Source organism: Bacillus sp. FSL R9-9530 (assembly GCF_038008145.1).
Classification (GTDB): Bacteria; Bacillota; Bacilli; order Bacillales; family Bacillaceae_G; genus Bacillus_A; species Bacillus_A mycoides.
Window position 1 is genome coordinate 5,161,733 of the sequence record NZ_JBBOYO010000001.1, and the last position, 13,097, is coordinate 5,174,829.

Sequence of the window (13,097 nt, forward strand, 5' to 3'; positions counted from 1 at the left end):
GAAAGGCGATGTCCATTGATGTTGGATTAATATTTCAAATCGCCGGAATCGGCATTGTTTTAGCTTTCATTCATACTGTACTAAAAGAATTAAAGCGAGAGGATATTGCAAATTGGGTTATCCTTGTCGGTTTTGTCGTTATTTTGTTTCATGTTGCATTTTTAATTAATACTCTATTCGACAAGATTAAAAGTGTCTTTCTCTTCCAGTAAAGGAGGCGGTTCGAATCGAAATTATACAAATTGTCGGATTAGGCCTCGTTGCTACATTTTTAGCTGCTGTTTTAAATCAGCATAAGTCTAGTATTACATCGTTATTTATTGTGTTCATTGGTAGCATGATGTTTCTTCTCTTAATCGATCAAATTCATTCTATTTTACAAATGATTGAGAGAGTGGCGAGTGAAGCGAAGGTTAGCAACGTATATGTAGAAACGTTATTGAAAATTATAGGGATTGCTTATATCGCTGAGTTTGGTGCGCAAATTACAAAGGATGCTGGTCAAGGTGCAATCGCTTCGAAAATTGAATTAGCTGGGAAAATCTTAATTCTCGTCATGGCAATTCCTATTTTGACGGTTGTAATTGAAACAATTCTCGGTTTTTTACCTACGGGATAAGGGGGAGTGAATGTTGAGGAAGTTTGGAGCTAAGCTATTATTTGCTTGCTTCCTTTTCTTTTCTTTACCGATTGTTGTACAAGCTTCTCCTATAGAAACAAACGTCGTTGATCAACAATTGGATAAGCTCGGAATTGAAGATGTGAAGCAATTTTGGGACGGGCTTGTTACAAAGTATGGAGGCTATTTACCAGAGAGTCAAAAAGGAAGCTTTATGGAGTTTGTAAAGGGAGAAAAAGAGTTCTCCATAAAAGAGTGGATGATAGGTCTACTAAAATATTTATTTCATGAGCTTGTTGCAAATGGAAAGTTACTCGGAACGCTCATTATGCTCACGATTTTCAGTGCATTGTTGCAATCGTTGCAATCTGCTTTTTCAAAGAGTAGCGTGAGTAAAATCGCTGATGCAGTCGTATACATGGTACTTATTATTTTCGCTTTAAATAGTTTTTATGTCGTTATGACATATGCAAGAGAGACGATACAAACAATGGTAGATTTTATACTAGCGTTATTACCAATTTTACTTGCACTCGTAGCAACAGGCGGCGGTGTTGTTTCTGTATCATTTTTTCATCCAATCATCATTTTCTTAATGAATACGAGTGGGCTTCTTATGAACTATATCGTTCTACCACTTTTATTACTTGCAACTATATTAAGTATTGTAAGCACGATGAGTGATCAATATAAAGTTACGAAATTGTCCAAGCTTTTGCAAAACGTTAGTGTTGGGATTATTGGTATCTTTTTGACGGTTTTTTTAGGCGTATTATCTGTACAGGGAACAGCGTCAGCCGTTGCTGATGGTATAGCTGTGAAAACGGCTAAATTTGTAACAGGAAATTTCATTCCTGTAGTAGGAAGGATGTTTACTGAGGCGGCGGATACTGTTATTAGTGCATCTGGATTATTAAAAAACACAGTCGGAATTATCGGGCTCGTTATTTTATGCTTAATTGTCGCTTTCCCAGCGATTCAAATTTTTTGTATCGCGTTTATTTATAAATTCGCAGCAGCAGTATTGCAACCAGTAGGCGGAGGAGCAATTATTCAATGTTTAGATATCATTGGACGAAGTATCATTTACGTATTTGCTTGCTTAGCTATCGTATCATTTATGTTCTTTTTAAGTATCACAATTATTATTGCTGCCGGGAACATTACTCTCATGATGCGGTAGGAGGTGAAGAGTATGCAATTTGTTACAGAGTGGATTAGAAATATTATCGTTTTTTTACTCTTAGCGACAATGCTTCATCTTATTCTTCCAAATTCAAATTTGCAAAAGTACGTTAAATTCGTTGTAAGTCTATTGTTAGTCGTATTAATTTTAACGCCTCTATTTAAGTTGTTACAAACAGATGTAAATGAAGTTATCGCAAATTTCAATGAGGAAAAGTACGTAGCAGATGGATCTGTAAAAAATTCGATAGATTCGAAGAAAAAAGAAATACAAGCTCTAACACGTGCATATAGTTTAGAAGAGATGGCTACCAAAATGAAAAAAGACGTAGGAAAAGAGTTTGAGAAAAAGTATGGTATGACAGTCTCTGAAATACAAATAGTAGCAGTGGAACATGCAGAAGAAGTAAAGTCAGCGAAAGATATTCAATCTGTTGTTGTGACGTTGAAAGAAAAAGAACGTAGTAAAAATGATGCAATCGAAACAGTAAAGCCAATTGAAATTAATATGAAAGAACCTCCAAAAAAAATAGAAGAAACGAATGTAGAAATGAAAGATTTCTTTTCAAGCAGGTGGCAACTAGAGGATAAACAAATCCAAGTTCAGATGGAAGGGAGGACAGGTAGCGTAAATGGACAATAAAGATAAAAATTCGAGGTTCTCATTTTTTCGAAACCTATTAAATGGGGATGGAAAAGAAAGTAATGAGAAGGGGAAAAAGGTAACACCTAAGTTTTTGCTTGTCCTACTCATACTTGGGATTGCGCTTATGTTTTCTAGTAATTTCTTATCACCTAAAAAAGAAGAAGTGCCTGTGTTTAAAGAAAAGACAAGTCAAAGCCAAGATAAAGATGTACCAACTTTCGGTCAAAAAAACAATGATAATATGTCAAATGTAGAAAAATACGAAAAAGCGTATGAACAAGAATTGAAAGCTTCTTTAGAAGAGATAGCCGGAGTAAAAGATGTAACTATTAAAGTGAACTTAGATTCATCTGAAGAAAAAATACTCGAGAAAAATACAGTAAAACGTTCACAAACGACAGGTGAAACTGATAAAGCAGGCGGGAAAAGGGAAGTAGAAGACGAGTCTCTTGATGAAAAGACAGTCATTATACGTGAAGGTGATAAAGAAACTCCAATTGTTTTGCGAACAGAGAAACCGAAAGTACGAGGTGTTCTGGTCGTAGCAAAGGGAGTGGATAATATACAAATAAAAGCAATGGTAAAAGAAGCTGTGACGCGATTATTAGATGTACCAGCTCATCGCGTTTCAGTATCACCGAAAAATTGATAGGGAGGAAATAAAGTGTTAAAAAAACAAACGGTTTGGCTATTAACGATGTTAAGTTTAGTGGTTGTACTATCTGTTTATTACGTAACAACTCCTGATAAAATGAATACAGCAGCACCGGCAACGGGTGAAAAGATGGGACAAGAAAAGCAAGGTGTTGATAAAGCAGTTACAAAAGAAACAACGAAAGAAACTACAAATAAAGAGACAACAAAAGAAAATACAAGCAAGGAAACTACAAATAAAGAAACAGACAAGAAAGAGAATGACAAAAAAGAAACAAGTAAAAAAGAGGCTAGCGTAACAGTTCAATCAAGCGATGAGAATTTTACAGCGCTACGTATGCAAATGGAAGATCAGCGTAGTGTAGAGAAAGAAAAGTTACAAAATGTAATGAAGTCATCAAAATCTTCAGCAGAAGAAAAGAGTAAAGCGAAAGATAATCTTGATGCAATCACTACGATGGAAACGAAGCAACAATTACTTGAGACAGTGATTAAATCTCAAGGCGGATATAAGGATGCTCTTGTAAGAGCTGATGGAACAGACATTAAAGTAACAGTTAAATCGGCAAAGCATTCACAAAAAGAAGCGAATAAAATTATTCAGCTCGTAAGAAGTGAAGGTGGTTCAAAAGATGTAGGTGTGAAATTTGATCCATCAGTAAAATAAATTGAAATTATAATAGGTGTTGCTGCTTCAAATTAGATAAAAGAATAATAGAAAAAAGCTATCGTTTTCGATAGCTTTTTTCTATTTCATCTTTGCAGTTGTATTTAGTATTTTCAATTGGAAACGGGGAAATACGCTGTGAGTAAAAGATTAATGGTTCGTGATGATGGTGATTAGTTTTTCCAGATTTGACGTGAATGAAGAGGACCAATGTCCAAATCACTACGGCAGGCAAGAACAGGATGAGCCATATCATATGTCCGCACCTCACTACAATAAATTTGCTACACTTTGAACATACTATTCTTTTATGAAGGAAGAATGAACGGCGCGTAAACAAAAAAATAATATTTGGTAAAAATATGTTTTTTTACCGTGGATAAAATGAAGAATGCTGAGGGAATTACGTTTTTACACTTTGCAGTTTTGAAAAAGTAAAGAATGTTTTTTAGGAAGTGGTCTTGCCAATTTTGTGTGAAACTTGGTATTATTACTAGGTAATAATTTTTTGGTGGAATAATATTTTTACAGGAGTTTCGATTTATAATAAAGAAATATAAATTGGAATGTTTAAAAAATTTAGCGTAAGATGGGAATAGTAAATATTTCTATTAGTAAATGTCATAGGAATAAATTTTCTAATAGAATACATCGTATTTTTACAGTAAATCAGTTTGATGCCAATCTGTAAAAACGGGACAAACAAGAGTATGGGAGTGGATTTTACATGTTTAAAATTCAAGAAGTTCGTGAATTAATTAAATTAATTGATAGCTCTAATATTGATGAATTTGAATACAAAAAAGACGGTACAACAATCAAAATGAAAAAACGTGGTAATGAAGTAGTTACTGTGCAAGCACCGGTAACGAAACAGGTAGTACAGCCAGCAGCATCTGTCGAAGTAGAAACAGCAGTAGCGGCAGCGCAAGTAGAAGCGCCAAAACAAGAAGAGAAGAAAGTTGTTCAAGATGAAAACCTACATAAAATCACATCACCGATGGTAGGGACATTTTATTCCTCTTCTTCGCCTGATACACCTCAATATGTAAGTGTTGGGGACAGAGTATCGAAAGATTCTATCGTATGTATTGTTGAAGCTATGAAATTATTTAACGAAATTGACGCAGATGTAGAGGGCGAAATTGTTGAGATTCTTGTTAATAACGGACAGCTTGTTGAGTATGGACAACCGCTATTTCTTGTAAAAGCGTAATAAGGGAGTCTTTGTGATGATAAAAAAAGTATTAATAGCCAATCGTGGGGAAATTGCTGTACGAATTATTCGTGCTTGTAAAGAAATGGATATTGAAACAGTTGCAATTTATTCAGAAGCAGACAAAGAGTCACTTCATGTGCAAATTGCAGATGAAGCGTATTGTGTTGGACCAACGATTTCAAAAGAAAGCTATTTAAATTTGACGAACATTATTAGTGTTGCGAAATTAACAGGTTGTGATGCAATTCATCCGGGATATGGATTTTTAGCAGAGAATGCAGATTTTGCAGAATTATGCTGTGAGTGTAACTTGATTTTTATCGGTCCAAGCCCAGAAGCCATTTCAAAGATGGGCACAAAAGACGTTGCACGTGATACAATGAAAGAAGCAGGGGTTCCGATTGTACCAGGTTCACAAGGGATTATTAAAAATACCGAAGAAGCGATCGAGCTTGCTAATCAACTTGGATATCCAGTTATCATTAAAGCGACTGCAGGTGGCGGCGGAAAAGGTATTCGTGTTGCGCGCCATGAAGAAGAGCTTGTAAAAGGAATTCAAATTACACAGCAAGAAGCCAGTACCGCTTTTGGGAACCCTGGTGTATACTTGGAGAAGTACGTTGAAGATTTCCGCCATGTTGAGATTCAAATAATGGCAGATACACATGGAAATGCCATTCATTTAGGAGAGCGTGATTGTACAATTCAGCGCCGTCTGCAAAAACTATTAGAAGAAAGTCCATCACCTGCACTTGATGAGAATATTCGCAAGCAAATGGGTGAGGCAGCAGTTAAAGCGGCGGTAGCGGTTGATTATACAGGTGCTGGTACGGTTGAGTTTATTTATGAATATAAAACGAAAAGCTTTTATTTCATGGAGATGAATACGAGAATCCAAGTTGAACATCCAGTTACTGAAATGGTAACAGGGATGGATTTAATTAAAGAACAAATTCTTGTTGCTTCTGGAGAAAAGTTATCGTTACAGCAAGAAGAAGTACAATTTAATGGTTGGGCAATGGAATGTCGAATTAATGCGGAAAACCCTGCCAAAAAATTTATGCCATCTCCAGGTAAAGTAGAAATGTACTTACCACCAGGCGGATTTGGTATTCGCGTCGATTCAGCTGTATATCCGGGATATTCAATACCACCTTTCTATGATTCGATGGTTGCTAAATTAATTGTTCACGGAAAAACACGTGAAGAGGCAATTGCAAAAATGAAGCGAGCGCTCAGTGAGTTTGTCATTGAAGGCGTACATACAACAATCCCGTTCCATTTGCAATTGCTAGAGCATCCTGATTTTGTAAAAGGTGAGTTTAACACGAAATTTTTGGAAGAGCATGAACTTGTGACGCAGTGATACATTAAAGGAGGTTTTTTTCATGGCTGAACATATGTTAGATATGGGTCAAGATACAACTCTTGGAAAAGTAGAAATTGCACCAGAAGTAATCGAAGTAATTGCAGGTATTGCAGCTGCTGAAGTAGAAGGTGTAGCGGCAATGCGTGGTAATTTTGCTACAGATGTTGTTGAGAAGTTAGGTAAGAAAAATCATGGTAAAGGTGTAAAGGTTGAATTAGCAAACGAAGATATTATTGTTGACCTTTATGTTGTGATGTATTTTGGTGTAGCGATTCCGGTTGTTGCACAAAAAATTCAAGACAATATTCGCCAAGCACTCTTTACAATGACAGGACTTGAGCCAAAAGAAGTGAACGTTCACATCGTTGGCGTAACATTCGAAACACAAAAAACAGAAATCGAACCAGTGTAAGAGTGGAAAAAGGTGCCTAGTAAAATAGGCATCTTTTTTATCGTTTCATTTCTTCACAAATTAAAACCCTCTAATTATTATACTATTTCAAAAAAAAAGAAAAATAAAACGGTATGTTTCATTTTTCCAAAAAACGTACATTGTGATAAGATATGGAACTTGAAGTTAATCTTTTTATTATTTTTCAGCCTTGTACCCCGTGTGTGAAACGATAAATTGTGTTATTATCATTGTATTATAAGGTTGGAAAATCAATGAAAACTGCAAGAGTAAGTGAATTGACGGCTTATAAATTATAATAATATAACAAAACATAAGGAAAGACTTGAAGTATAAAGGAGAGTTACAATGAAACGTAGGACGGCTAGAGAAAGAGCAATGCAAGCATTATACCAAATGGATATTACAGGTGAATTAGAACCGAAAGTAGCGGTGGAAAATACGCTAGATGAAGGCGAAGAAACAAATGAGTTTCTAGAATCACTTGTTGTAGGATTTGTAGACAACAAAGAAGAGATTGACGCAGCAATTCGTCAAAATTTAAAAAAGTGGAAGCTTGAGCGTATTAGTATTGTTGATCGCAGTATTTTACGTGTAGCTGTGTGTGAGATGAAATACATGGAAGAAATTCCGCACAATGTAACAATTAACGAAGCAATTGAAATCGCAAAAACATTTGGGGATGAGGAATCTCGTCGTTTTATTAACGGCGTTTTATCTAATATAAAAGATACACTGTAATTTCTTTAAGGGGGAAACTTAAAATGGTAGCAGTAATCATCAAAGGAAATGAAGTTGCGGAGAAAAAACGAGCACAATTAAAAGAAAAAGTTGTGAAGTTAAAAGAGCAAGGGATTGTACCAGGATTAGCAGTTATTTTAGTTGGAGAAGATCCAGCATCTCGTTCTTATGTAAAAGGAAAAGAAAAAGGCTGTGAGCAAGTAGGAATCTATTCAGAGCTAATTGAACTTCCTGAAACGATTACTGAGGAGCGTTTGCTTGTTGAAATCGATCGCTTAAATGGAGACGACCGCATTAATGGCATATTGGTACAATTACCTTTACCAAAACATATTGAAGAAAAAGCTATCATTGAAAGAATTTCACCGGAAAAGGATGTAGATGGATTTCACCCAATCAGCGTAGGACGTATGATGACGGGACAAGACACATTCCTTCCATGTACACCGCATGGCATTTTAGAATTAGTAAAAGAAACGAATCTTGATATTTCTGGAAAGCATGTTGTTGTAATTGGAAGAAGTAATATTGTTGGTAAACCAGTGGGGCAACTGTTTTTAAATGAAAATGCAACTGTCACATATTGTCATTCTAAGACGCAAAATATAAAAGAATTATCGAAGTTAGCTGATATTTTAATCGTAGCCGTTGGACGACCGAAAATGGTAACAGCTGACTATATTAAAGAGGGTGCGGTTGTAATTGATGTTGGTGTTAACCGTTTAGAAACAGGCAAACTTTGTGGTGATGTTGATTTTGACAATGTATTAGACGTTGCAGGTTACATTACGCCTGTGCCAAAAGGAGTAGGCCCAATGACTATTACAATGCTTCTTCACAACACTGTGGAGTCTGCAAAGCGTGCAGGTGTTGTTTGTCAATAATTTGAATCGGCTATGAGGAGAGAGAAATGGAGAAACAATATTTAACCGTTACAGCATTAACACGCTATATTAAAACAAAAATAGAGTATGATCCGCATTTACAGTCTGTTTGGTTAAAAGGAGAAATTTCCAACTTTAAATATCATAGTCGTGGTCATATGTATTTTACATTGAAAGATGAAAATGCAAGAATTGCAGCGGTTATGTTTGCGGGTCATAATCGTAACATTAAATTCAGACCGGAAAATGGAATGAAAGTACTTGTAAAAGGAAAGATTTCTGTTTATGAGGCGAGTGGTTCTTATCAAATTTATATTCAAGACATGCAGCCTGACGGAATTGGAAACTTGCATTTAGCTTATGAGCAATTAAAAGTTCGTTTAGAGGAAGAGGGCTTGTTTTCTCAAGTTTATAAAAAAATAATTGCTCCGTATGCTAAAACAATAGGTGTAATCACGTCGCCAACAGGAGCAGCAATTCGCGATATTATAACAACAATTAAACGTCGTTATCCAATTGGAAATGTTATTGTGTTTCCTGTACTTGTACAAGGGGAGTCAGCAGCTCCCTCGATTGTACAAGCAATTCGTACAGCGAATGAAATGGGAGATATTGATGTTTTAATTGTTGGACGTGGTGGAGGCTCTATTGAAGAATTATGGGCCTTTAATGAGGAAGTAGTTGCAAGAGAAATTTTCACAAGTGAGATTCCGATTATTTCGGCTGTAGGCCATGAAACAGATTTTACAATCGCAGATTTTGTCGCGGATTTACGTGCACCAACACCGACTGCAGCAGCTGAGCTGGCGGTACCTAATACTATAGAGTTACAAGAAAAGGTATTACAAAGAACTCTGAGATTGCAAAGAGCAATGAGAGAGAGAGTACATAAAAAAGAAGAAAAACTGCAAGTGTTACAAAAATCTTATGCGTTCCGTTATCCAAGGCAAGTGTACGAGCAAAAAGAAGAGCAGTTAGACAGGGCTCTTGAACAACTTGTTTTAGCGAAAGAGCGTTATATAGATAAAAAAGTAAATCAATTAAAGCAACTTTCATTTTATTTAGAAAAGCACCACCCATCTCAAAAAATTATACAAACGAAAACGGCAATTGAAACGTTGCAAAAGCAGTTGCAACGTGAAATGCAAACATTACTTCAAACGAAGGAGTTCGTATTTGTGAGAGCGGCTCAAAAGCTTGAGGTATTAAGCCCGCTTAAAGTAATGATGAGAGGGTATGGGCTTGTATACGATGAAGAGAAACAAGTATTAAAAAGCGTGAAAGATGTTAGCCTTGGAGATGCTGTTTCGGTTCAATTACAAGATGGAATACTAGATTGTAGCGTATCAAGCATAGAGGAGCGTGAATTGAATAATGGAAAATAAGTTAAGCTTTGAAGAAGCAATTTCGCAGCTTGAGCATCTCGTTTCTAAGCTTGAACAAGGTGATGTACCTTTAGAGGAAGCAATTTCTTATTTTAAGGAAGGCATGGAATTATCTAAGCTTTGTGATGAGAAATTGAAAGATGTACAAGAACAAATGGCAGTTATCCTTGGGGAAGATGGAGAGCTTAAACCGTTTACTGCTTTAGGAGATGAAGCATAGTGACACATATAGCTTTTGATGCTTTTTTGAAAGAGAGTAAAACTTTCGTAGAAGAAAAGCTTGTAAGCTATGCAAATGAATTACAATGTCCAAATGTGCTTCGTGAAGCGATGGCATATTCTTTGGAAGCGGGTGGGAAACGTCTCCGCCCGTTACTTTTATTTGCAACGTTACAAGCGTTTGGGAAAGAAAGAAATCTTGGAGTGGGTGCAGCTTGTGCCCTTGAAATGATTCATACATATTCGTTAATTCATGATGATTTACCTTGTATGGATGATGATGATCTAAGACGAGGAAAGCCTACAAATCATAAAGTATTTGGTGAAGCAATGGCAGTTTTAGCGGGAGATGGTTTGTTGACATATGCTTTTCAAGTTATTATGGCATATGAGCAAAAAGAAATCTCTGCTGAAAAAAAAGTAAGACTTGTACTTGAGCTTGCGAAAGCAGCAGGACCTGAAGGAATGGTTGCTGGACAAGTGGCAGATATGGAAGCTGAAGGAAAACGACTTACAATTAATGAATTAGAGTACATTCATAATCATAAGACAGGTAAACTGCTTGAGTTTGCTGTACTTGCAGGCGCGATACTTTCTGATGCTACAGAAGAGCAAGAAGAGAAGTTACTTGCATTTGCGAAATATATCGGTCTAGCTTTCCAAATTAGAGATGATATTTTGGATGTAGAAGGAACAGAAGAAGAGATTGGAAAACCGATTGGTAGTGATGCTTCCAACGAGAAGAGCACATATACGACGTTATTTACTGTAGATAGAGCAAAATCTATTTTAGAGGAGAAAATTGCAAAAGCAAAAGATTCTATTAGCTCCTTACAATTACAAGATGAGTATTTACTATCTATTTGTGATTTAATCGCAAAACGTAATAACTAATATAACAGCGTTTCCATTTGTTGAGTCATTCATCATTTTATGATATAAATGTAGGAAAGGTTTTTCTTTTCTTGTTATTGGCAAAAATATATGTAGATTACATTGCCGTTATCACTTCGTGTTAGCGGCTATTTTTTTCATCACGTAAAGAAATATGATGTATAATATGATAAGTGAAAAAATGGAAGTGTTTTCTGAAAGCAGGACAAGATAAAAAGAATAGAAAAGATAATTTCTTGTGTTGTGTAAATGTTTCTTATAATATTTGACATGTTGACAGATTATGAAATGAAAGTGAGTGATCCATGTGGATCTAACGCAAATTCAAAACCCTAGTTTTTTGAAAGATATGTCTATCAGTGAACTAGAGGGGTTGAGTGAGGATATTCGTAAGTTTTTAATTGAAGAGCTCTCTCAAACAGGTGGACATATTGCACCTAATTTAGGTGTAGTAGAACTCACAATTGCTCTGCATAAATTATTTGATAGTCCGAAAGATAAGTTTTTATGGGACGTAGGACATCAATCCTATGTACATAAAATTTTAACAGGGCGTGCGAAAGAATTCGGCACATTAAGGCAATACCAAGGTCTATGTGGTTTTCCAAAACGCTGCGAGAGTGAGCATGATGTTTGGGAAACTGGTCATAGTTCGACATCGTTATCTGCTGCAATGGGAATGGCTCTAGCACGTGATTTAAAGAAAACGGAAGAATACGTTATACCAATCATTGGCGATGGTGCATTAACAGGCGGAATGGCTTTAGAGGCATTGAACCACATTGGGCATGAAAAAACGGACATGATTGTTATTTTGAATGACAATGAAATGTCAATTGCACCAAACGTCGGTGCACTTCATAATGTACTTGGTCGTTTACGTACCGCAGGGAAGTACCATTGGGTAAAAGATGAACTAGAGTATATATTGAAGAAAATCCCAGCAGTCGGCGGGAAAGTTGCTGCGACAGCAGAGAAAATAAAAGATAGTCTAAAATATTTACTAGTATCAGGCGTCTTTTTTGAAGAATTAGGCTTTACATATTTAGGTCCGGTCGATGGGCATGATTATGAAAAGTTATTCGAAACGTTGCAATATGCAAAGAAAACAAAAGGCCCAGTACTTGTTCATGTTATTACGAAAAAAGGAAAAGGTTATAAACCAGCTGAAAGTGACGTTATTGGAACTTGGCATGGAACAGGATCGTATAAAATTGAGTCAGGTGACTTCGTTAAACCGAAAGAAGTTGCACCAGCATGGAGTGCTGTTGTTAGTGAAACAGTGCTTAAGCTAGCGAGAACGGATGAACGTATCGTTGCAATTACGCCTGCAATGCCTGTTGGATCGAAACTTGAGAAATTCCAAAAAGAATTTCCGGATCGCATGATTGATGTAGGTATTGCAGAGCAGCATGCTACAACAATGGCAGCTGGTATGGCAACACAAGGGATGAAGCCGTTCTTAGCAATTTATTCAACATTTTTACAAAGAGCATACGACCAAGTTGTTCATGATATTTGTCGCCAAAATTTAAATGTTTTCATTGGAATAGATCGCTCTGGATTAGTAGGAGCAGACGGTGAAACGCATCAAGGTGTATTTGACATCGCGTTTTTACGTCACTTGCCGAATATGGTGCTTATGATGCCGAAAGATGAAAATGAAGGTCAACATTTAGTATATACAGCGATGCAATACGAAGATGGACCGATTGCTTTACGTTATGCACGCGGAAATGGACTTGGCGTTCAAATGGATGAAGAATTAAAGGCGATTCCAATCGGTACATGGGAAACGTTAAAAGAAGGCACACAAGCAGCAATTTTAACGTTTGGTACGACAATCCCGATGGCAATGGAAGCAGCTGAGCGTCTTGAACAAGCTGGAGTATCAGTGAAAGTAGTGAATGCTCGCTTTATTAAGCCGATGGACGAAGCATATTTACATGATCTTTTAGGGAAAAATATACCGATTTTAACGATTGAAGAGGCTTGTTTAATCGGTGGCTTTGGAACGGGAGTAGTTGAATTTGCTTCTGAGAACGGATACCATAGTGCTTTAATTGAACGAATGGGTATTCCTGATCGCTTCATAGAGCATGGTAGTGTAAAAAAACTGTTAGAAGAAATTGGTTTAACAACAGATGCTGTTGTAGACCGTATTCATACAATGATTCCATCAAAACAAAAAAGGGCGTAACAA

16 protein-coding genes are annotated in these 13,097 nt (G+C 36.4%); 15 read left to right on the plus strand and 1 reads right to left on the minus strand.

The window, feature by feature from the left end:
* Window positions 1–8 precede the first annotated feature (8 nt).
* The 6 genes from spoIIIAC to MKX66_RS26280 are packed head-to-tail and all read left to right on the plus strand — an operon-like array spanning window position 9 to window position 3,771.
* Window positions 9–212, plus strand: a complete 204-nt coding sequence (spoIIIAC, locus tag MKX66_RS26255) for a stage III sporulation protein AC (protein ID WP_000020914.1) — start codon at window positions 9–11, stop codon at window positions 210–212.
* A 23-nt stretch (window positions 213–235) separates the two neighbouring features.
* Window positions 236–619 carry a stage III sporulation protein AD gene (gene spoIIIAD, locus MKX66_RS26260; RefSeq protein ID WP_078172833.1) on the plus strand — a complete coding sequence of 128 codons (384 nt, stop codon included), beginning with the start codon at window positions 236–238 and terminating at the stop codon, window positions 617–619.
* A 10-nt stretch (window positions 620–629) separates the two neighbouring features.
* Window positions 630–1,802 (plus strand): stage III sporulation protein AE, encoded by a 1,173-nt coding sequence (gene spoIIIAE / locus MKX66_RS26265; RefSeq protein ID WP_002067101.1) that lies wholly within the window; start codon window positions 630–632, stop codon window positions 1,800–1,802.
* A 12-nt stretch (window positions 1,803–1,814) separates the two neighbouring features.
* The gene (gene spoIIIAF, locus MKX66_RS26270) at window positions 1,815–2,447 is read left to right on the plus strand and encodes a stage III sporulation protein AF (RefSeq protein WP_002015059.1); all 633 of its coding nucleotides are present in this window, start codon (window positions 1,815–1,817) and stop codon (window positions 2,445–2,447) included.
* Window positions 2,437–3,099, plus strand: a complete 663-nt coding sequence (gene spoIIIAG, locus MKX66_RS26275) for a stage III sporulation protein AG (protein ID WP_002088572.1) — start codon at window positions 2,437–2,439, stop codon at window positions 3,097–3,099. The genes spoIIIAF and spoIIIAG overlap by 11 nt, the downstream gene beginning before the upstream one ends.
* A gap of 15 nt (window positions 3,100–3,114) precedes the next feature.
* Window positions 3,115–3,771, plus strand: a complete 657-nt coding sequence (locus MKX66_RS26280; RefSeq protein WP_002015062.1) for a SpoIIIAH-like family protein — start codon at window positions 3,115–3,117, stop codon at window positions 3,769–3,771.
* 58 nt (window positions 3,772–3,829) lie between these two features.
* Here MKX66_RS26280 and MKX66_RS26285 read toward each other — a convergent pair whose 3' ends face one another.
* Window positions 3,830–4,027 carry a hypothetical protein gene (locus MKX66_RS26285; protein WP_012261697.1) on the minus strand — a complete coding sequence of 66 codons (198 nt, stop codon included), beginning with the start codon at window positions 4,025–4,027 and terminating at the stop codon, window positions 3,830–3,832.
* 471 nt (window positions 4,028–4,498) lie between these two features.
* Here MKX66_RS26285 and accB point away from each other — a divergent pair, with 471 nt between their 5' ends.
* The 9 genes from accB (at window position 4,499) to dxs (ending at window position 13,094) form a co-directional block, all read left to right on the plus strand.
* Window positions 4,499–4,987 (plus strand): acetyl-CoA carboxylase biotin carboxyl carrier protein, encoded by a 489-nt coding sequence (gene accB, locus MKX66_RS26290; RefSeq protein ID WP_002033941.1) that lies wholly within the window; start codon window positions 4,499–4,501, stop codon window positions 4,985–4,987.
* Window positions 4,988–5,003: 16 nt separating this feature from the next.
* Complete coding sequence (accC, locus tag MKX66_RS26295; RefSeq protein ID WP_341087432.1) at window positions 5,004–6,356, plus strand: acetyl-CoA carboxylase biotin carboxylase subunit; 1,353 nt, start codon at window positions 5,004–5,006, stop codon at window positions 6,354–6,356.
* Between the two features lie 22 nt (window positions 6,357–6,378).
* On the plus strand, window positions 6,379–6,771 hold the full coding sequence (locus tag MKX66_RS26300; protein ID WP_000807630.1) for an Asp23/Gls24 family envelope stress response protein: 393 nt from the start codon (window positions 6,379–6,381) through the stop codon (window positions 6,769–6,771).
* Window positions 6,772–7,119: 348 nt separating this feature from the next.
* Entirely contained in the window at window positions 7,120–7,512 is a 393-nt protein-coding gene (gene nusB, locus MKX66_RS26305; RefSeq protein ID WP_002067080.1) for a N utilization substance protein NusB, read from the plus strand.
* Between the two features lie 23 nt (window positions 7,513–7,535).
* The gene (folD, locus tag MKX66_RS26310; RefSeq protein WP_002033943.1) at window positions 7,536–8,396 is read left to right on the plus strand and encodes a bifunctional methylenetetrahydrofolate dehydrogenase/methenyltetrahydrofolate cyclohydrolase FolD; all 861 of its coding nucleotides are present in this window, start codon (window positions 7,536–7,538) and stop codon (window positions 8,394–8,396) included.
* Between the two features lie 26 nt (window positions 8,397–8,422).
* Window positions 8,423–9,781, plus strand: coding sequence for an exodeoxyribonuclease VII large subunit (gene xseA / locus MKX66_RS26315; protein ID WP_341087435.1), 1,359 nt, complete (start codon window positions 8,423–8,425; stop codon window positions 9,779–9,781).
* The gene (xseB, locus tag MKX66_RS26320; protein WP_000428422.1) at window positions 9,771–10,001 is read left to right on the plus strand and encodes an exodeoxyribonuclease VII small subunit; all 231 of its coding nucleotides are present in this window, start codon (window positions 9,771–9,773) and stop codon (window positions 9,999–10,001) included. Before xseA ends, xseB begins: the two co-directional genes overlap by 11 nt.
* On the plus strand, window positions 10,001–10,894 hold the full coding sequence (ispA, locus tag MKX66_RS26325; protein ID WP_002015072.1) for a (2E,6E)-farnesyl diphosphate synthase: 894 nt from the start codon (window positions 10,001–10,003) through the stop codon (window positions 10,892–10,894). The genes xseB and ispA overlap by 1 nt, the downstream gene beginning before the upstream one ends.
* 307 nt (window positions 10,895–11,201) lie before the next feature.
* On the plus strand, window positions 11,202–13,094 hold the full coding sequence (gene dxs / locus MKX66_RS26330) for a 1-deoxy-D-xylulose-5-phosphate synthase (protein ID WP_341087437.1): 1,893 nt from the start codon (window positions 11,202–11,204) through the stop codon (window positions 13,092–13,094).
* The last annotated feature ends 3 nt before the right edge of the window (window positions 13,095–13,097 follow it).

Coding starts and splice junctions, on each gene's coding strand:
- spoIIIAC (WP_000020914.1), top strand. CDS start 9: ATGTCCATTGATGTTGGATTAATATTTCAAATCGCCGGAATCGGCATT.
- spoIIIAE (WP_002067101.1), top strand. CDS start 630: ATGTTGAGGAAGTTTGGAGCTAAGCTATTATTTGCTTGCTTCCTTTTC.
- spoIIIAF (WP_002015059.1), top strand. CDS start 1,815: ATGCAATTTGTTACAGAGTGGATTAGAAATATTATCGTTTTTTTACTC.
- spoIIIAG (WP_002088572.1), top strand. CDS start 2,437: ATGGACAATAAAGATAAAAATTCGAGGTTCTCATTTTTTCGAAACCTA.
- MKX66_RS26285 (WP_012261697.1), bottom strand. CDS start 4,027: ATGATATGGCTCATCCTGTTCTTGCCTGCCGTAGTGATTTGGACATTG.
- accB (WP_002033941.1), top strand. CDS start 4,499: ATGTTTAAAATTCAAGAAGTTCGTGAATTAATTAAATTAATTGATAGC.
- accC (WP_341087432.1), top strand. CDS start 5,004: ATGATAAAAAAAGTATTAATAGCCAATCGTGGGGAAATTGCTGTACGA.
- MKX66_RS26300 (WP_000807630.1), top strand. CDS start 6,379: ATGGCTGAACATATGTTAGATATGGGTCAAGATACAACTCTTGGAAAA.
- nusB (WP_002067080.1), top strand. CDS start 7,120: ATGAAACGTAGGACGGCTAGAGAAAGAGCAATGCAAGCATTATACCAA.
- folD (WP_002033943.1), top strand. CDS start 7,536: ATGGTAGCAGTAATCATCAAAGGAAATGAAGTTGCGGAGAAAAAACGA.
- xseA (WP_341087435.1), top strand. CDS start 8,423: ATGGAGAAACAATATTTAACCGTTACAGCATTAACACGCTATATTAAA.
- xseB (WP_000428422.1), top strand. CDS start 9,771: ATGGAAAATAAGTTAAGCTTTGAAGAAGCAATTTCGCAGCTTGAGCAT.